The following is an 18,486-nucleotide window of genomic DNA, read 5'->3' on the forward strand; positions in this document are numbered from 1 at the left end:
TCCCCCGCCCAGGGCCGCGGCGCGGCCGCGCCCGACGGCCCGACCGAGTCGGAGCGGGCCGCGCTCGTCGCGCGGGCCCGACAGGGCGACACCGAGGCCTTCGGCCTGCTCTACGACCACTATGCCGAACTGGTGTTCCGGTACGCGCTGTACCGGCTGGGCGGCGACCCGATGGCCGCCGAGGACATCGTCAGCGAGACGTTCCTGCGGGCATTGCGCACCATCGGCGCGTTCCGCTGGCAGGGTCGCGACATCGGGGCGTGGTTCGTGACCATCGCCCGCAACCTGCTGATCGACCAGGCCCGCTCGGCGCGGCACCGGTTCGAGATCCCGACCGCGGACATCCTCGCGGCGGCGGACGAGCGGGCCACCGCGCTCGTCGTGCCCGGCCCCGAGGAGTCGATCCTCGCCGGGCTGACCCGCCGCGAGCTGCTGGACGCGGTCCGCCGGCTGCGACCGGACCAGCAGGAGTGCGTCGCCCTGCGCTTCATCGAGGGTCTTTCGGTCCGGGAGACGGCGCTCGCGATGGGGCGCAACGAAGGCGCGGTGCGGGCGTTGCAGCTGCGCGCCATCCGTGCCCTCGCCCGCAGCCTGCCCACGGCGGGGCCGGCCTGACCCGGCCCGATTCGACGGATCGACGGATCTGCGGATCTGCGGATCACCTGTGGACCACGACACCTTTCTTGTCCCACCGGCACTTTTGCGCTGCAGGATCTGAGCCGCCTGCAGCCACCGGCCGGGGTCGGGCCGTAGTCTGGCGGCGTGCCGACGGACCGAGGTGTGGAACCTGACGCGCCGAGGTGGTGACGACGAGTGGGCGGTGGGCCTGTCACCGCCCGGGCCGAGCGTCACCGTCCGGGCCGAGCCCTCGCTCCACCGCGAACAGCATGGAGATGACTGATGAGGGTGCGACGCAGGGATGTGGCCGAGACCAGGCAGGCGGCCGAGGCGGCCGCCATCGCCGCGTTGAAGGTCGCGGCCGAGGAGGTTCCACGGCCCCCGCTCGACGAGTCCGCCGCCGCGTTCTTCGACGTGGACAACACGATGATGGCCGGCGCCTCGATCTTCTACTTCGCCCGCGGCCTCGCCGCGCGGGACTTCTTCGACTCGCGTGACCTGCTCCGGTTCGGCTGGCAGCACGTCACCTACCGGCTGCGCGGCCACGAGAACCCGGACGGGATGCGCGACGCCCGGGAGACGGCCCTCGCCTTCGTGGCCGGACGTTCGGTAGCCGAGATCGTCCGCTACGGCGAGGAGATCTACGACGAGCGGATGGCCGAGCAGATCTACTCCGGCGCTCACGCCCTGGCCCAGCAGCACCTGGACGCGGGCCAGCGGGTGTGGCTGGTCACCGCGACGCCGGTGGAGCTGGCCTCGGTCATCGCCCGGCGTCTCAACCTGACCGGCGCGCTCGGCACGGTCAGCGAGGTCACCGACGGCACCTACACCGGCCATCTCGTCGGCGGGCTGCTACACGGTCAGGCCAAGGCCGAGGCGGTACAGGCACTCGCCGAGCGGGAGGGGCTGGACCTGTCCCGGTGCTGGGCCTACTCCGACTCGATCAACGATCTACCGATGCTCTCCTTGGTCGGCCACCCGGTGGCGATCAACCCGGACCCCGACCTGAAGACGGTCGCCCGCGAGCGGGAATGGCCGATCAAAGACTTCCGCACCGCCCGCAAGGCAGTCAAGATCGGTATTCCGGCCGCGGCCGGAGCCGGCGCGCTGGCCGGCGGCGTCGCCGCCGGGATGGCTCTGCGCCGCCGGGTGGCCAGCGCCTGACGGCCGCGGCGCGCCGCGGTCGGCCGACCGCGGCGCGGAAGCGATCAGAAGAACACCGAACGACGCTGCATCAGCAGGTTGTACAGGGTGTGCTGGATCGTCTCGCGGATGCGGTCGGTGAGCTCGAAGACGAGCATCGGATCGTCCGCGGCCTCCGCCGGGTAGGAGTCGGTCGGCACCGGCTCTCCGAACTCGATGATCCACTTTGACGGGAGCGGGATCAGGCCCAGCGGGCCCAACCACGGGAAGGTGGGCGTGATCGGCAGGTAGGGCAGGCCGAGCAGGCGGGCGAACGACTTCGCGTTGCCGATCATCGGGTAGATCTCCTCGGCGCCGACGACCGTGCAGGGAATGATCGGCACTCCGGTCCGCAACGCGGCCGAGACGAAGCCACCCCGGCCGAAGCGCTGCAGCGTGTAGCGCTCGCTGAACGGCTTGCCCACTCCCTTGAAGCCCTCCGGCCAGACCCCCACCAGATGCCCCGCGGTCAGCAGCCGCTCCGCGTCCGCCTGGCAGGCCAGCGTGTTGCCGATCTTGCGGGCCAGCGGGGCGAGGAACGGCACGGCGAACACCAGGTCCGCGGCGAGCATCCGCAGGTTGCGGTGGGCCGGATGGTGGTCGAGGATCGCCATCGCCATCATCAACGCGTCCATCGGCAGGGTGCCGGAGTGGTTGGCCACCACCAGCGCCCCGCCGACGTCGGGGACGTTCTCCAGCCCGCGCGTCTCCACCCGGAAGTAGTCGCGGTAGACGGGGCGCAGCAACGGCGCGAGCACGTGCTCGGTGAGGTCGGGATCGAACCCGTGCTCGTCGATGACGTAGTCGCCGGTGATGCGCCGGCGCAGGAAGGCCAGCATGCCGGCCAGGGCCGTTTCCAGGTCCCCGGCCTCGGCGGGGTCGGCGGGGTCGGCCGCCGGGGTGTCGTGCGCCGCGCCCGCGTCACCGCCTCGACCGGTGCCTGCGGCCCGACCGGCGCGCCTGGCACGGCCGTCCGCGTGCCGGGTTCCTGCGCCGGCACCGTCCTCGGTACCGGCGCCGGTGCCGGCGTCGCCGTCAGGTCCGGTCTGCGGGCCCGGTCCCGAAGCGGCGTCCGGTCGGGAAGCGGCGTCCGGTCGGGAAGCGGTGCGGGCGGGTGAGACGGTGCGGTCGGAGGCGGCAGTGCGGTCGGAGGCGGCAGTGCGGTCGGAGGCGGCGGCGAGCCCTGGGCGGCTGGTCGGCCGTTTCGCGCGCGGCGGGCGAACGCCGTTGAGCGGGCGCACATCCGGGTCGACCGGCCGCCCGGGGGCCGGCTCACCGGCATCCGTCGCAGCCGGATCGAGGCTGCCGGCACCACCGCGTGCAGCAGCTCCGTCCGCCGCCACGGCGCCCGCAGCGGATCCCCCGGGCCGCGAGGCCCGGGCCGCCGGGGTGCGGGCGACGGGTCGGGACCGGCCGCGGCCGACCGGCCGGCCGCCGTCCGCCGAGCCCACCCGTTCCTCGCTGTTCAGCGGGATGATCTGCGCGTCCCCCCGGGACTCGTCACGGTCCGCCATGCACTCCGCCTCCCCCAGCCCGCAGCCGCGGCCAGCCGGTCCCACCCGTCGGACGCGTCATGGCGAGCCCACCAGCCGGCGCCGGTCCAGCGAGCCGAGCAGGCCGTGCTCGATCCGGGACACCAGCTCGTGGTCGATGGTGAACCGCAGATCGCGATACCGGACGAAGTTGTCGAAAGTCTCCACGGTCGAGTAGCGGGGCCGGTAGCCGAAGACCGTCTTCAGTCGGGCCGTGTCGACGGCCCGCCCGTGGGCGAGCAGGTCGAGCTGCTCGGCGGAGAAGTCGACGAGTCGCAGCCGGCGGGCCACGCCGCCGAGCGCCCCGATCGCCGGGAAGGGCACCGGTAGGAAGGGACGGCCCGCCCGGCGGATCGCCTGGGAGAGCAGCAGCACCCCGTCCCCGGCGACGTTGAACGTGCCGGCGTGCTCGCCGCGGGTCGCGCGCAGGAGCACTGCGAGGGCGTCGTCGGAGTGCAGTAGCTGGATACGCGGGTCGAAGCCGAGCACCGTCGGCACCACCGGCAGGTCCAGATAACGGGCGAGCGGGCTGTCCACCTGCGGGCCGAGGATGTTGGTGAAGCGCAGCACGGTGACCGCGATGTCGGGGCGGCGCCGGCTGAACCCGCGGACGTAGCCCTCGACCTCGACGGCGTCCTTCGCATAGCCGCCGGTGGGCAGGGAGCGCGGCTCAGTGTCCTCGGTGAACAGGGCCGGGTCCCGCGGTGAGGACCCGTAGATCGACGTCGTCGACTTCACGACCAGTCTGGCGACGCTCTTCGCCTTCTGGCAGGCCGCGAGCAGCTGCATCGTGCCGATCACGTTGATCTCCTTCATCGCGGCCCGCCCGCCCGCCCCCAGCGGGGTCGCGATGACGTTGAGATGCAGCACGGTGTCGATCTCCGTGGTGGAGATGACCTTGGCGATCAGCGGATGCCGGATGTCGGCTCGGACGAACCGAGTGCGGCCGAGGTCCGCGTCGGGCGCCGCCGTGTCGACGCCGACCACGGCCTCGATGTCGGGATCCGCGGCGAGGGCCGTCGCCACCTGGGCGCCCAGCGGCCGCGCGACACCGGTAACCAGCACACGGCGTGGTCTCATGGCAGTCTCCCCGCAACGCCCGCAGGTGTCCCTCCGGCGCCGGGGCCAAACGGGCCGGCCGGAATGACCCGTCGCCCACCGCCGATCGCCGGTGGCCGTACCCGGTCGGGGACGATGCACGCGACCCCGCCGTGGTCATCGTACGCCCACGCTTCCCACCCCCACTGCGCAGCGTGAACTTATTCGGCGTGTCGACTACCAAAGGTAATGATCGTCATGCGGGGAGCCGCAGATCCTGGAAGATGCGGAACGCGGAGGGATCGCGGGGCAGCTGCGCGATCACGACCGCGTCCTGGCGCCGCAACCGCAGCGCGTCCGACGCCCGGCCACAGTTCACCGCGATCATCACCCGGCGCAGGGCGTCCTCACACACGGTAACCCCGCCCCGCGGCACCTCGCCGTAGGTCTGCGTGAAGGTCAGCCGCATGTGCCGGTTGCCGGCCCGGACCTCGACCGGATCGCCGAGCAGGATGCCGGCGGCTTCCAGGTCGATGCGGGTCATGTTGAGCGAGAGGTTGCCGAAGTGGTCGATGGACACGACCTCGCCGTGGACGTGGTCGTCGTCGACGCTGCACGCGCGCGGCCGGAACCGGGTGAGCGAAGCGGGGTCGAGCCGCGGGCCGACCTCCGTCAGGTCCAGGCCCGCGGCGAGCCGCGCCGCGACCGGCGCGTAGACGTCCCGTCCGCGGAACACCGCGGTGGGTAGCGGCAGCCACAGCTCCCGGTTGGCGATCTCGTGGACGTCCACGATCCCGCCGAGGGCCTCCCAGGCCAGGGACGCCACCCCGTTGTCCGGGCACACGAACACCGAGCCGTCGGCGCTGCGAACCGCCACCCCGCGGGTGTAACCGTCGGCGTCGAGGCGTTCGACGACGACGAGATGGATCCCGGCCGGCAGGTAGCCGACCGCCCCGGCGAGGGTGATGGCCGCGTGCCCCACGTCCTGGGGCGCGATCGAATGGCACACATCGAGAACGCGTGCGGACGGGGCGTGCCGCGCGACGACGCCATGGCACACCCCGACGCAGGCGTCGTCGACGCCGTAGTCGGACAGAAAGTTGATCCACGATCCCGTCATGCCGTCCCCCTGCCTGCGGACCGACCGCGCTGCCGCCTCAGCGGAGCCAGCCTGCCACAGAGTCATGGCTTAAGCACGCAGAGCGACACGACGAGGTTCCTGTTGGCACGGGAACCGCACGCCACGCACGGGATGGAACGTCGGGAAGACGCCGATGACGGAGAACGTGGGCTCAGCCAACCATCCGCCGGCCGCAGGTTTGTCCCCCGCGCCGGCCTCGGCCGGGAGCCTACTTCTTGTTGCGACGCTGAACGCGGGTGCGCTTCAGCAGTTTGCGGTGCTTCTTCTTGGCCATCCGCTTGCGACGCTTCTTGATGACTGAGCCCACGTACCCGACCGATCTATGTTGAGGAAGTTACCGGGCGAGCCTACCCGCCGCGGGGACCAACCACGTCGAGCCCGGTGTCCCGGCTACGAACGGCCCAGTTCCCGGGACCGGTCACTAGCGGCCTCCAACGCGTCCATCAGCGCCGCGCGCACCCCCCGCCGGTCCATCTCCCGCAACGCCGCGACGGTGGTTCCCGCGGGCGAGGTGACCGCCTCCCGTAGCAGCGCGGGATGCTCGCCGCTCTCGCGCAGCATCTGGGCCGAACCGAGGGCGGTCTGGATGACGAGTTCCGCGGCCAGGGGGCGCGGCAGGCCGAGCAGTACGCCCGCCTCGATCATCGCGTCGACCAGATAGAAGAAGTACGCCGGCCCGCTGCCGGACAGCGCCGTGACCGCGTCGAGCTGGGACTCCGCGACCCGGGTGACCCGCCCGACCGGCGCGAGCAGCGCCTGCGCGGCGGCGAGATGCTCCTCCCGGGCGTTGCGGCCGGCGCAGATCGCCGACATCGCCTCCCCGACGAGCAGCGGGGTGTTCGTCATGACCCTGATGACCGGCGGCGACGACGGCAGCCGCTCCTCGATCGCCGCCGTGGTCACCCCGGCCGCGAGCGACACGACCAGCGTGCCGGCTGAGACCTCCGGGGCGATCTCGGTCAGCAACGCGGCGACGTCCTGCGGCTTGACCACGATGAGCAACACGTCGGCCTTGGCCGCGGCGACCACCGGCGGATGGACCTCGACGCCGTGGCGGGCCGCGATCTCGGCTGCCCGGCCCACGTCCCGTTCGGCCACGACGACGCCCCCGGCCGCGTGCCCGGAGTTCAGCAAGCCGGACAACACCGCCCCGCCCAGCCGTCCCGCCCCCATGACCGCAACGATCATGACCGTCCTTCCCTTCCGTCCGCTTCGACCGTTGCATGAGAGCGCTCAACAGTGCCGTTCATGCCGCCTCGCCTTGCGGTGAGGCACCCCCGGTCTTGCCGGCCGGAGCCGTGCCGGGTTCCCGTTTCACTGCCACCTGCCCCGCGAGCGGGGTCTTCTGGTCGCCTCCACGGGCGTTTACCGTCTCCGACATACTGGCGGCGACGAGGGAACGCAGGTTGACCGCGGCGTTCACATCACGGTCGATCACCAGCCCGCACGACGGGCAGACGAACATGCGATCCGACAGGGTCAGGCTTGGGTTTCGCCCGCCACAACCGGAACAGGTCCTGCTCGACGGATACCAGCGGTCCGCCACCACCAGCCGACAGCCGTACCAGCCGGTCTTGTACCCGAGCTGGCGGCGGACCTCCGCCATCGCGGTGTCCGCGACCGCACGGGCCAGCCGCCGGTTACGGACCATCCCGGCCACGTGCAGGTCTTCCACCACGATCGCGTCATGGGTGGTCGCGAGCCGGCTGGTGAGCCTGTGCAACCCGTCCCGGCGCTGGCTGGCGACCCGAGCGTGGATACAGGCGAGCCGGGCCGCCCGCCTGCGACGGCCTGCCGAGGCGGGCTTCGACCGGGCGTAAGCCCGAGACGCGGTGCACAGCCGGCGCAGCGAGGCGGCCAGATGCTTCGGGTTGGGGATCATCTCGCCGGTCGAGAGCACGGCAAGGTGCTTGACCCCGAGATCCACGCCGGCTGTCCTGGCCTTGCGCTGCCGCCGGGACGGGCCGGTGGGGACCTCCCGGTCGACCTCGACGGTGAACGCCACGAACCACCGCCCCGCCGTCCGGGACACGGTCGCCCCCAGCAGCCGGGCGGTGCCGTCGGCCGGCCGGCCGGTCAGCGCGGCCATCGGCTCGTGAACCTTCACCCGGCCGATCCGGGGCAGCTTGACATGCCGGTCCCCGTCCGGGCCGTGGCTGCCGGTGGTGTACCGGAACGAGTCACGGGACTTCCCGCGCTTTGTGAACCGGGGGAACCCGGCGCGGCGGCCACGACGCTTGCCGCTGCGGGAATCACCGAAGTGCTTCGGCCTGCCGGCGAGCTGGTCCAGGCCGGCGGAGTAGGCCTCCTTCGAGCACTCCGCCCACCACGGCGCCGCCGTCGCCTTGGCCCAGTTCCACTCCCGCCGCAGAGCGGGCAGAGCCCACGGCACGGGCGTCAGTTCAGCGCAAGCAACGCTAGACGTCTTCTCCGCGTCCCGCTGGGCGAGCGCGGCCTGCACCCGCGCCAGACCCCGGTTGAAGGCGAACCGGGCCGCACCGGCATGCCGAGACAGCGCGGCGGCCTGGATGTCGTGCGCGTCAGGCGCGAACCGGTACGCCTGCAGCGTCGTCACCCGGCAGCACCGACAACAGCTTCGACGGCTCGGCGGCCCCTGGTCACGGCGCCACAGCGGCCATACAGTCGGCCATACAGTCGGGCATACATCGACGTGAGAATATCGGTGATGTCCCCGGCAGGGTCGTCGTCCACCCCGGCAGGGTCGACGACCAGCAGCCGCCGGCCGGAAGCGGCGAGAGCGGCGTCGAGGTACTCGCCGCCGAACCAGGCGAACCGGCCACAGCGCTCGACGACGATCGAGGCGACCTGCGGGTCACCGAGCAACCCGAGGAACGTCCACCGGTGGCCGTTCAACGCCGGGCCGACCTCGGACACAACCCTGCCGACCGGAATGCCCTGCTCGCCCGCCCACGTGGTGATCCGAGCGACCTGCTGGTCCACGTCGCTCCGCTGGTCGGCGGACGACACCCGGACATACACCACCGCCGTCCCCCGCACCACCGGACGGTTCGGCTCCTCGACGAGGATCAGCCCACCGACCCTGCGCGCGGGCACTGGGAGCTTCCCCGCACCGAACCACTACCGCGCCGTGGACTACCCGACTCCATTCGCGGCCGCCCACTCCCTGAGATTCACACCAAGATCATTCGACGCTACCAGGCAATAAATCGGCAGCAGTCTTCACCCCTGGGTGGCCGGGAAGATACGGCCCGATCGGGCGATCCGAGGAACGCGGGTCGTCCCGGACCTGGGGGCGTGCACGTCAGCGGCCGTCGCCCGGCACATCGCCGTAGCCGGCCCAGCGGTCATACCCGCCGTGACCGCCGCCCTCGTCACCCCGCTGACGACTGCCGGTCGCGCCGCGTCCGGGGCCAAGGTCCGCGACCGGTTGCCAGCCAGCACCCCCCGCTCCGCGGTCGTAACCACTGCCCGCGGCGTAGCCGCCCTGGTCCGATCCGGGCCCACTGCGGGCAAGCGGATCACCGGCCGGAGGGGAGTCGAATGCCTGCGTCCAGGACCGGTCGCCCGCGCCGACGCCCGGCTCCCGCTCGTAGTTCGGCTCTTCGAGGTAGGCATGGTCCACGTAGGCGGGCCCGACAGGCGGCGGGGTCGGGCCGGTCAGCGGGTCGTCGCCCGGCCCCCTGTAGCCATCACGACCGCCGTAACCGCCGTAACCAGTCGAGCCGCGGTAACCATCGGGATCAGCGTAACCGCCGGGAGCGCGGTAACCCGCCGGGTCGGAGTAGTCGGCCTGATGGGAGTGGTCAGCCGGGCCGGTGCGGGCGGCGGGACCGGTAGCGCGTGCCGGAGCGGTGCGCGGCGGCCAGGTCCGGTCAGCGGGCGCGGCAGCGTAACCGCCGTGAGGGTGCGCGTACCCTTCGTCGATCCACACGTCGGCGCCATCGTCGGTGTCCTGCCCGGCGAAGCCTGGCAGGACCCCCGCGCGCGGGCCGGTGCCCCGGTCGTAAGGGCGGGGCGGCTGCTGGTCACCCCAGTCCTGGCCGGCACGACGATCCTGGCCGGTGTCGGCCCAGCCCGGGTCGGTCCGCGGGCCGCTCACGTAGGCGCCGGCGTCAGCGCCGTTCCAGCCGTCGTAGGCGTCCGGGCGGTAGGCGTCCGGGCGGTAGGCGTCCGGGCGGTAGGCACGGTCGTCATCGCCAAGGGCGGGATGCCCGCCGCTGCGATCCGGATGTCGTCCTCGGGCACCGGGCCCGGTGCCCGCCGCGCGCCCGGCCGGCTGCGGGTATCGCCGGTCGTCCACGGCCGGCTCGCCGCGGCCTGGGCGGTCGCTGCCGTACCCCGCGTCGGCGTACCCGGAATCCACGTACTGAGCGTCGGCGAAGTTGTGGTCCGCGTACCCGGCGTCGGCGTGCCGGTTCCCGCCGTCGCGGTGGTGACCGGCGGCGGCGCGACCGGCCGGCCCGGGAAGCTTGAGCCAGGCGGTGTCCTCGCCGCGCCCAGTCTCCTCGACCCGCCCAAGCTCATCGGCCTGCCCAAGCTCATCGGCCCGTCTGGTCTCCTCGGGCTGCCCGGTCTCCTCGGGCTGCCCGGTCTTCTCGGCCCGTCCGGCCGGCTCGGGCTCGGGGCGGCCGGCGGGGATCTTTGCCGTCGCGGGCCCGCGGGGGGTGTCCGCCCACTTGGGCCGGGCCCGCTGCGCGGGCTTCTCGACGAACCGGTTCGAGAAGTAGGCGATGAACGTGCTGGCGGCGGCGGCGCACACCACCGAGGGCCACAGCCCGATCCGGGGCACGAGCTGACCGTTGGCCGCCGAGATGACCGGGTAGTGCCACAGGTAGATGCTGAAGGTGATCTTGCCGAGGAAGGCCATCCTCGGGCTGCCGAGCAGGCGGACCCAGGCCGTGTCCCGGCGCAGGTCGGCGCTGAGGATGACGATCGCGCCGAGCAGCGCGCTCGGGATGTACGCGGCATGGTCGAGCCAGTTGGCGTCGTGGCCGTCCTTGTTCGGCCCGAGGAAGGCGAAGAAGATCAGCCCGATTCCGGCGAGGAGGCCGAGGTCGGCGATGCGCCGCCCCACCGTCCAGCGCTCGACGGCGGCCGAGGTGACCGGCGTGACCTTGCTCTCCGGCTGCGGGGAGTGCCGGCGGCGGCGCCCGCCCGTGGCCGGATCGGCGACCGGCTCCCCCTGGGCCAGGGCGCGCAGCCGGGCGTCGCGCCAGACGGCGAGCAGGCAGCCGATCAGCAGCGGGGCGACGTGCGTGTCGAGCGCCAGGTACACCCGTGAGTGCGGCGCGCCGCCGCTGGCGACGGTGTACGTCCAGACCGCGCAAACCACGATCATCGCGAGCAGAATTTTGATCAGATGCGGGCGCAGCCGCTCGGAGCGGGTGACGAGCAGGAACAGCCCCGGCCACAGCAGGTAGAACTGCTCCTCCAGCGACAGCGACCAGACGTGGGCCAGCCAGCGACCGCCCGCCGCCGGATGCACGACCTTGTACCAGTTGTTGACGTTGAAGAACGCGGACAGCGCACTGCCGATGTAGTCGTCCCGGAAGGGGACGTCGTCCCATTTGAACGCCACCGTGACGGCGAGTCCGACGAGCAGGTAGACCCACATCGCGGGCATCAGCCGGTAGGCACGGCGTACCAGGAATCGGCCCAGGGAGATCGTCCCGGTCCGGCTGCGCTCAGCCAGCAGCAGCGCGGTGATGAGAAATCCGCTGAGGACGAAGAAGACGTCGACCGCCACGTTGCTGGCATGGATGGCGCCCATGTGGCCAGCGAGGATGATGTAGATGCAGACGACCCGCAGCCCGTCGAGCGCCGGGTTGTAGGCGAACTTCGCGGCAGCGTCCGCGGACGACGCCCCGGCCGGCCGGGCCGGCGCGGACGAACGCACCGGCGGCTGCGCGCCGCGCGGCGGGCCGCTGCCGGGATTCCCCCCGCCGCGTCCCCGCCCGTCACCGGCCCGCACGTTTCGCGTACGCGTGTCCGAAGCGCGCGGGTCCCCCATCCGAGGGTCCCCCCTGCGCAGGTCCCCGGTGCGCAGGTCCCCGGTGCGCAGGTCCCCGGTGCGCAGGTCCCCCGTGTGCAGGTCCCCCGTGTGCAGATCCATTGCCCCGGTGTCCGCCTGCCACGGCGCCATCGGGCCGGTAGCCATCGCCCGGGAGTCCGCCGCTCCAGCCTGTTCCGGACCACGCCGCATGATGACCGTCGCCTCCTCTAGCGGAACGCCGACGGTCGGCGTCCGACTCAGGGGTGACATGTGGCGCCGGAACGGGCCGGGCGCGGGCGATGCAGACCGTGTACCGATCCGCCCGACCCGCCCGACCTGTACGCGGTAGCCGCAACACTGCGCTTCGCCAACAAAGTACGACACCACCCCGCGAACGCCCGCAAGACTAACGGACCGGTAAATCTGCCTCGAGACGGGTACTCCGTAGTGAAAACGACACGACGGCCTACTATACCCACAGTGCTCGATTCATTACATATGCGACATCGAGGGCAACAAGGCGTCACCGATCAGCTCGGCAATACGAACCGACCCGCCGCGGTCGGCTGCGGACGGCTCAGCCCTCGGGCATCCGCGCAATCACCAGCAGGGTGCGAAAGGGCTCGACGACGACACCGTCGGGAAAGGCCCGCAGCATGGTCCGGCGCTCGGCGTCGAGAAAGTCGTCGAGACGATCACCGATTGCCGCGACGTACGACTTGGAGCGCAGCCAGGTGAGGTAGTCATCAATTCCGATGCGCCGCCGCCACCGCCCGGTCAGGGTGACCACCTCGCTGAAGTGCCCGGTCCAGCGCAGCTCGTCGGCGAACGGGCGGGTGCGGTATTCGCGCCGGTAGCCGGGACTCATTCGTTCCAGCCGTTCCTGCTGGCGCTGCCACCAACGGAACTCCGCCGCGTCGACGTCGTTCCACCAGACGGCGATCGCGCCGCCGGGGCGCAGCACCCGGGCGGCCTCCGCCGCGGCGACCGGCACGTCCACCCAGTGCCAGGCCTGCGCGTAACAGACCAGGTCGGCAACCCCTGCCCGCAGCGGCAGCGCCTCCCCGTCGCCCCGGACGGCGGGCAGGCCGGGGCTGCGGCCGAGCAACCGGGCAAGCATGCTCGGGCCGGGCTCCACCGCTACGACGCGCGCGCCGCGGGCAAGCAGCAGCCGGGTGGCGATGCCGGTGCCCGCGCCCACGTCGATGACGTCCGTCCCCGCCAGCGGACGACCCAAGATCCTTTCGATGTCGCCGAAGACATACTCGGGATAGCTCGGCCGGGCGGCGGCGTACGCGTCCGCCAGCGGGTCGAATAACGAGCCGGTCGGGGTCCGTCCTCGGGACATGCCACCATGGTGGCGATTTACCGCGGGCGTGTCAGCCGTAGGTGTGATGGAGTCCGGCCGCGGACGGCGCGGCGAAGTGCAGCCGGGTGAACGCCAGCGCCTCGGCGAGGTCGGCCTCCCGCTGGGCGCGCGACTCGGCGCGCCGGGTGTTGATCTCGACCACGATCGTCCCGTCGAAGCCACCGGTGGCCAGCAGTTCAAGCAGCTCGGCGCAGGGCTGAGTGCCCCGGCCCGGGACGAGGTGCTCGTCCTTGGCCGACCCGAGACCGTCGGCCATGTGCACGTGGACCAGCCGCTCGCCGAGGACGCCGGCCATCGCGATCGGGTCCGATCGCGACACGCTCGTGTGCGACAGGTCGAGGGTGACGTGGGCGTAGTCGTCGTCGACCGGCGACCAGTCCGGCGCGTACGCGGAGACCTCCCGGCCGCGGGCGCGCAGCGGGAACATGTTCTCCACCGCAAACCGCACGTCGGTCTCCCCGGCCATCCGCTCGATGCCCGTCACGAACTCCCGGGCGTAGTCCCGCTGCCAGCGGAACGGCGGGTGGACCACGACCGTCGGGGCGCCGAGCGTCTCGGCGACGGTGCGGGCCCGCACCAGCTTCGCCCACGGGTCGGTGCCCCAGACCCGCTGGGTGAGCAGCAGGCACGGCGCGTGGATCGCCAGGATCGGGATCCCGTGGTAATCGACCAGCCGGCGCAGCGCCTCCGGGTCCTGGCTGACCGGATCCGTCCAGACCATGATCTCGACCCCGTCGTAGCCCAGCCGCGCGGCCATCTCGAAGGCGGACGCCGTGGACTCCGGATAGGTCGAGGCGGTGGACAGCGCAACCCGCGCGCTGGGCGGGGTGGGTACGGAGGCCGGGGCGCCGCGCGGCAGGACGACCGCCGACCGGGGGGCCCGGGCGGCCGCGGGCACAGCCGCGACGGGGGCGGCTCGCTCCGGCGGCACCTGGGCGGGTGCCATCGCGACCGGCGGCACCGGCCACGCATCCTCATGCGACGCCTGCAAACCATCTCCCTGCCGTGCGGACCGGGGACCGGTCTGCTCCACCGTTCCCCTCATCCAGGCTAGGCCATCTTCGCGGGCCCGCTCGCTCCGGTGCCCGCCGGGCGAGGGTGCGTAGCCCCACATCGCACGTGACAACGGCCACATCCCGTTATCGTCGCGCTACAACGCCCCGCCCGCAACCGGACATCTGCCCCTTTACCCTGCCCCGACCGGCCCCGCCGCACCGCCCCCTCCTGCATCTCCAGAGGGACGAACCGGACACGTATCCCTCTGGATACGCAGTAAGGCCAGGACGGATCAGGCCGAGGTGAGCCAGTCGAGGCGACGCAGGATGACGCCCTCCCGCAGCGCCCAGGGGCAGATCTCCACCTCGTCGACGCTGAACAGGTCGAGCGCCTCGGCAGCCACGACGGCCCCGGCGATGAGCTGCCCCGCCCGCGGGGCGGAGACTCCCGGCAGACCGGCCCGTTCCTCGACCGACATCCGGGACAGCCTCGCCACGACCTCGGTGAGATCGTCGCGGCGCAGCACCCGACGGGTGTACGGCCCGCGGCTGTAGGGCTCGGCGCCGGCGATGCGCGCCAGCGAGCGAAAGGTCTTCGACGTGGCCACCGCCCGGGTGTGCTCGCCGAGGTGGTAGATCGTGCCGACGACCGGCGCGATCTGCGCCCGCACGTAGCGCCGCAGCTCGGCGAGCTCGGCCCGTTTGGGCGGATCGTTGACGGCCAGCCAGTCCCGGCTGAGCCGGCTCGCGCCCAGCGGCAGCGAGGCGACCACCTCCGGGTCCTCGTGCATGCCGGCGCCGATCTCCAGGGATCCGCCGCCGATGTCCAGCGCCAGCAGCCGCCCGGCGCTCCAACCGAACCAGCGCCGCACGGCGAGGAAGGTGAGTCTGGCCTCCTCCTCGCCCGGCAGGACGCCGATCGCGATCCCGGTCGCCCCCTTGACCCGGTCCAGCACCTGCTCACCGTTGGTCGCGTCGCGCAGCGCCGAGGTCGCGAAGGCGGCGAGGTCGTGCACCCCGAGGGCGTCCGCCTGCTGGCGCATGTCCAGCACACAGGCGGTCAGGTCCCGCTCGCCGTCGGGCCCGAGCGATCCGTCGGCGTCGAGCAGCTCGACCAGCCGCAGCGGAACCCGCACGCTGGCCGCCGGCTGCGGCTGCCCACCCCGATGGGCGTCGACGACCAGCAGATGAACGGTGTTCGACCCGATGTCGATCACGCCGAGCCGCATCGGACCGGGATGGGGTCCCGCCGGCAGGGGGCTCACGTCGACCGCGGGCCGCGCGGGCCCGGACGCAGACCCGCTGCCGACGATCGCCACGGCGACCGGCCCGACCTCCGCGGCGTCCCGGGCCTCGACGGCATCCCTGCCCCCAACCGCACTCGTGCCCCCAACCGCACTCGTGCCCCCAACCACGCTCGTGCCCCCAACCACGTCCCCGGCCGCGCCGCGGTCCCCTGCGGGGTCACCATCGCCCGCGGGGTCACGATCGCCCGCGGGGTCACGATCGCCCGCGATGTCATCGGCCCGATGAGTCGTACGGCTGGCCCCGAGCGGGAACCACCCCGTCGGACGCACGCCACCGAGCACCTGAACACCGCCCCCTCTGGCCGCGACCTACCTGATCACGGCTCGAACTTGTAACCCAGCCCCCGCACGGTCACCAGGTGCCGCGGATTCCCGGGTTCGCGCTCAATCTTCGTCCGCAGCCTCTTGACGTGTACGTCGAGGGTCTTGGTGTCACCCACGTAGTCCGAGCCCCACACCCGGTCGATCAACTGACCCCGCGTGAGTACCCGCCCGGCGTTGCGCAGGAACATCTCGAGTAGTTCGAACTCCTTCAGCGGCAGGGTGACCGCGTTGCCGTCGACGGTGACGACGTGCCGTTCGACGTCCATCCGGACCGGTCCGGCCTCCAGCGTGGCCTCCGCGACCTCCTCCGCCTCCGACCGGCGGCGCAGCACGGCCCGAATCCGGGCGACGAGCTCACGAGCCGAGAACGGCTTGGTGACGTAGTCGTCCGCGCCGAGCTCCAGGCCGAGCACCTTGTCGATCTCGCTGTCCCGCGCGGTCAACATGATGATCGGCACGCTGGACCGGGTCCGCAGCGTGCGGCACACCTCGGTGCCGGACAGGCCGGGCAGCATGAGGTCGAGCAGGACGAGATCGGCGCCGCGCCGGTCGAACTCGGCCAGCGCGCTGGGGCCGTCGGCAACGACCCCCACCTCGAAGCCCTCCCGTTCCAGCATGAAGGACAACGCATCGGAGAAGGACTCCTCGTCCTCGACCACGAGCAGCCGGGTCACCTGTTCGTTCCCCCTGTCAGATCGGACGGACCGGCCGACCCGGACCGCTTCCTGTTCCCGCCGGAGCGGTGCCCCGCCCCGCCGGCATCGCCCGCACCCCCGGAGCCGGCGGCGGTGTCGGTGCCGCTGGGCTGGCCGCCCGGCGCACCGTCCGCGTCGGGGGCCCCGGGTCCGGTCATCTCCGGCACGCGGCGCTCCTCGAAGGTGAACGACGGCGCCGCGCCGGTGAACAGCGGCAGTCGCAGGGTGAACGTCGACCCCGCCCCCTCCGCACTCCACACGGTCACCGACCCACCATGATTGGTGGCGATATGCTTGACGATCGCGAGGCCGAGCCCCGTCCCGCCGGTCGCCCGAGAGCGGGCCGGGTCCGCGCGATAGAACCGCTCAAAGACCCGTTCGAGATCCTTCTCCGCGATCCCGATGCCCTCGTCGGCGACGGAGATCTCGACGGTCGTCCCGCTGCGGCGCACGCCGAGCACCACCCGGGTGCCGCGCGGCGAGTAGCTGATCGCGTTGTCCAGGAGGTTCGCCACCGCGGTGACGAGCTGGTTCTCGTCTCCGAGCACCCGCAGCTCGCCGTCGCCGATCACCGCTATGGAGATCGCCTGCGCCTGCGCGACGAGCCGGGTGCGGTCCACCGCCTCGGCGAGCAGCGCCGCCGTCGGCAGCGGCCGCAGGTCAGGCAGCGGTTCGGCGCCCTGCAACCGGGACAGGTCGATGATCTCCTGCACCAGCCGGGCGAGCCGGGCCGATTCGTGCGTCATCCGGGAGGCGAACCGGCGCACGGCCACCGGATCCTCGCTGGCCGCAGCGACCGCCTCGGCGAGGACGTGCAGCGCGCCGACCGGCGTCTTGAGCTCATGGCTGACGTTGGCGACGAAGTCCCGGCGCACCGCCTCGACCCGGCGCGACTCGGTAATGTCATCCAGGATGACGGCAACATGACCGGACGAGTCCAGCAGGCGGGCCCGGGCGCGCACGGCCAGGCCCTCCTGGTCGGGCCGGGGACGGGTCAGCGGAGGCTCGGGCACCGGCGGCAGGTCGATCTGGCGTTCCCGGTCGCTGCCCGCGCCGCGGGTGGCCCCCACCAGCTCGGCCAGCTCCGCCACCGCGAGCTCGTCCTCGTCGACCACGCCCATCCGCTTCGCGACCGCGTTGACCAGGACAACCCGGTCGGCGGTATCAAGGACGATCAGGCCGGTCGGCAGGCCGGAGATCACCCTGCGGACCAGCTTCGCGGGCAGCATCGTCCCGCCGTCCGCACCCCCATCGGGGCCGGTTGGCGTGGCTGTCCTGCCGGGTACCACCGTCATCGTCCATCCATCGTGTCGGGCCACCCGACGGGCGGGGGCGGCTCGGCGTGGTGTGCACCGGTTGTCATGGCATCCGCCGACCTGTCACCCACTCGCCGCATGCTAGGTGCCCGCATGCCTTCTGGGCATCGCTCCGCAAGCCTCCACCGCCGATGGTTGCCAGTTGTTCATCGGACCTATCGTCGATGTTCACCGGACCGCGAGAGGTGCGCATCATCGTCGAGGTTCGGCACGACGCAGTGCCGTCATCGCGATCGCGACGATTCGTCCCCATAGTTCTGTCCGAGCCCCACCCCACAGCCGCCCCTCGGCCCACTAGCGATGAGAAGGAGCCGTCCGTGCGGGACGCCTTCACCGACGAACTCGAGAGCATCAACCAGTCCCTGATCGAGATGACCAACCTGGTCGCCTCGGCCATGGCCCGGGCAACGACCGCTCTCCTCGACGCCGACCTCCAGCTCGCCGAGAACGTCATCAGCGGGGACGAGACGGTCGACCTGCTGCGCAACGAGATCGAGGAACGCGCGTTCGACGTCATGGCGCGCCAGGCACCGGTCGCCACCGACCTGCGGATGATGGTCACCACGCTGCGGATCGTCGCCGATCTGGAGCGGATGGGCGACCTGGCGCTGCACGTGGCGAAGGTGGCGCGCCGCCGGTACCCGGGCCGGGCGATCCCGCCGGAGCTTCGCGCCACCATGCTGGAGATGGGCCAGGTCGCGCAGCGCATCGTCGCGAAGGCCGGCTCGGTGATCGCCAGCCGCGACACCGAGCTCGCCAAGCAGCTCGAGGCGGACGACGACGCGATGGACGGGCTGCACCGCACCCTGTTCCGGGTGCTGATCGAGAAGCCCTGGTCGCACGGCATGGAGGCGGCGATCGACATCACCCTTTGCGGGCGCTACTACGAGCGGTACGCCGACCATGCCGTCTCGGTGGCGCGGCGGGTCATCTACCTGGTCACCGGGGAGAACACCGCCCCGTGACCGGTGCGGTCGACCCCGGCACACGCGCCG

Annotated in this window: 15 protein-coding genes and 1 pseudogene; 3 read left to right on the forward strand and 13 right to left on the reverse strand. The window is 72.2% G+C overall.

The genetic code is table 11. The features are described from left to right. A partial coding sequence (locus tag FRAQA3DRAFT_RS18750; protein ID WP_009740622.1) for a sigma-70 family RNA polymerase sigma factor occupies positions 1–615 on the forward strand: 615 nt, incomplete at its 5' end. A gap of 285 nt (positions 616–900) precedes the next feature. Further along, positions 901–1,782, forward strand: coding sequence for an HAD family phosphatase (locus FRAQA3DRAFT_RS18755; protein ID WP_009740623.1), 882 nt, complete (start codon positions 901–903; stop codon positions 1,780–1,782). A 44-nt stretch (positions 1,783–1,826) separates the two neighbouring features. On the opposite strand, the gene FRAQA3DRAFT_RS37440 is transcribed toward FRAQA3DRAFT_RS18755, so the two are convergent. The 13 genes and pseudogenes from FRAQA3DRAFT_RS37440 to FRAQA3DRAFT_RS18815 form a co-directional block, all read right to left on the reverse strand. After that, positions 1,827–3,143: a 1-acyl-sn-glycerol-3-phosphate acyltransferase gene (locus FRAQA3DRAFT_RS37440; protein WP_369809469.1), complete on the reverse strand. Its 1,317-nt coding sequence runs from the start codon at positions 3,141–3,143 to the stop codon at positions 1,827–1,829. Positions 3,144–3,371: 228 nt separating this feature from the next. Then, positions 3,372–4,412, reverse strand: coding sequence for an NAD-dependent epimerase/dehydratase family protein (locus tag FRAQA3DRAFT_RS18765; protein ID WP_009740625.1), 1,041 nt, complete (start codon positions 4,410–4,412; stop codon positions 3,372–3,374). Between the two features lie 214 nt (positions 4,413–4,626). Then, the gene (locus tag FRAQA3DRAFT_RS18770) at positions 4,627–5,490 is read right to left on the reverse strand and encodes an S-adenosyl-l-methionine hydroxide adenosyltransferase family protein (protein ID WP_009740626.1); all 864 of its coding nucleotides are present in this window, start codon (positions 5,488–5,490) and stop codon (positions 4,627–4,629) included. A 229-nt stretch (positions 5,491–5,719) separates the two neighbouring features. After that, positions 5,720–5,818 carry a 30S ribosomal protein bS22 gene (locus tag FRAQA3DRAFT_RS33345; protein WP_003948845.1) on the reverse strand — a complete coding sequence of 33 codons (99 nt, stop codon included), beginning with the start codon at positions 5,816–5,818 and terminating at the stop codon, positions 5,720–5,722. An 83-nt stretch (positions 5,819–5,901) separates the two neighbouring features. Further along, positions 5,902–6,699 (reverse strand): pyrroline-5-carboxylate reductase, encoded by a 798-nt coding sequence (proC, locus tag FRAQA3DRAFT_RS18775; RefSeq protein ID WP_009740627.1) that lies wholly within the window; start codon positions 6,697–6,699, stop codon positions 5,902–5,904. A gap of 58 nt (positions 6,700–6,757) precedes the next feature. Continuing rightward, on the reverse strand, positions 6,758–8,086 hold the full coding sequence (gene tnpB, locus FRAQA3DRAFT_RS18780) for an IS607 family element RNA-guided endonuclease TnpB (protein WP_009740628.1): 1,329 nt from the start codon (positions 8,084–8,086) through the stop codon (positions 6,758–6,760). Next, a pseudogene (locus FRAQA3DRAFT_RS18785) lies at positions 8,083–8,667 on the reverse strand (IS607 family transposase). The gene tnpB and the pseudogene FRAQA3DRAFT_RS18785 overlap by 4 nt, the downstream one beginning before the upstream one ends. A 127-nt stretch (positions 8,668–8,794) precedes the next feature. Then, the gene (locus FRAQA3DRAFT_RS18790) at positions 8,795–11,695 is read right to left on the reverse strand and encodes an acyltransferase (RefSeq protein ID WP_009740630.1); all 2,901 of its coding nucleotides are present in this window, start codon (positions 11,693–11,695) and stop codon (positions 8,795–8,797) included. A 367-nt stretch (positions 11,696–12,062) separates the two neighbouring features. After that, entirely contained in the window at positions 12,063–12,833 is a 771-nt protein-coding gene (locus FRAQA3DRAFT_RS18795; protein ID WP_009740631.1) for a class I SAM-dependent methyltransferase, read from the reverse strand. 31 nt (positions 12,834–12,864) lie between these two features. After that, a complete protein-coding gene (locus tag FRAQA3DRAFT_RS18800; protein ID WP_035923090.1) occupies positions 12,865–13,800 on the reverse strand; it encodes a sugar phosphate isomerase/epimerase in 936 nt (311 codons plus the stop codon). A gap of 342 nt (positions 13,801–14,142) precedes the next feature. Then, positions 14,143–15,438 (reverse strand): Ppx/GppA phosphatase family protein, encoded by a 1,296-nt coding sequence (locus FRAQA3DRAFT_RS18805; RefSeq protein WP_009740633.1) that lies wholly within the window; start codon positions 15,436–15,438, stop codon positions 14,143–14,145. Positions 15,439–15,473: 35 nt separating this feature from the next. Further along, positions 15,474–16,154 carry a response regulator transcription factor gene (locus FRAQA3DRAFT_RS18810; protein ID WP_009740634.1) on the reverse strand — a complete coding sequence of 227 codons (681 nt, stop codon included), beginning with the start codon at positions 16,152–16,154 and terminating at the stop codon, positions 15,474–15,476. Beyond that, positions 16,151–17,470: a cell wall metabolism sensor histidine kinase WalK gene (locus tag FRAQA3DRAFT_RS18815; protein ID WP_035921147.1), complete on the reverse strand. Its 1,320-nt coding sequence runs from the start codon at positions 17,468–17,470 to the stop codon at positions 16,151–16,153. Before FRAQA3DRAFT_RS18815 ends, FRAQA3DRAFT_RS18810 begins: the two co-directional genes overlap by 4 nt. A 338-nt stretch (positions 17,471–17,808) precedes the next feature. Between FRAQA3DRAFT_RS18815 and phoU the strand changes: the two genes are divergently transcribed. Next, positions 17,809–18,456: a phosphate signaling complex protein PhoU gene (gene phoU, locus FRAQA3DRAFT_RS18820; protein ID WP_009740636.1), complete on the forward strand. Its 648-nt coding sequence runs from the start codon at positions 17,809–17,811 to the stop codon at positions 18,454–18,456. The last annotated feature ends 30 nt before the right edge of the window (positions 18,457–18,486 follow it).

The sequence above is a fragment of the Frankia sp. QA3 genome (assembly GCF_000262465.1).
Lineage (GTDB): Bacteria > Actinomycetota > Actinomycetes > Frankiales > Frankiaceae > Frankia.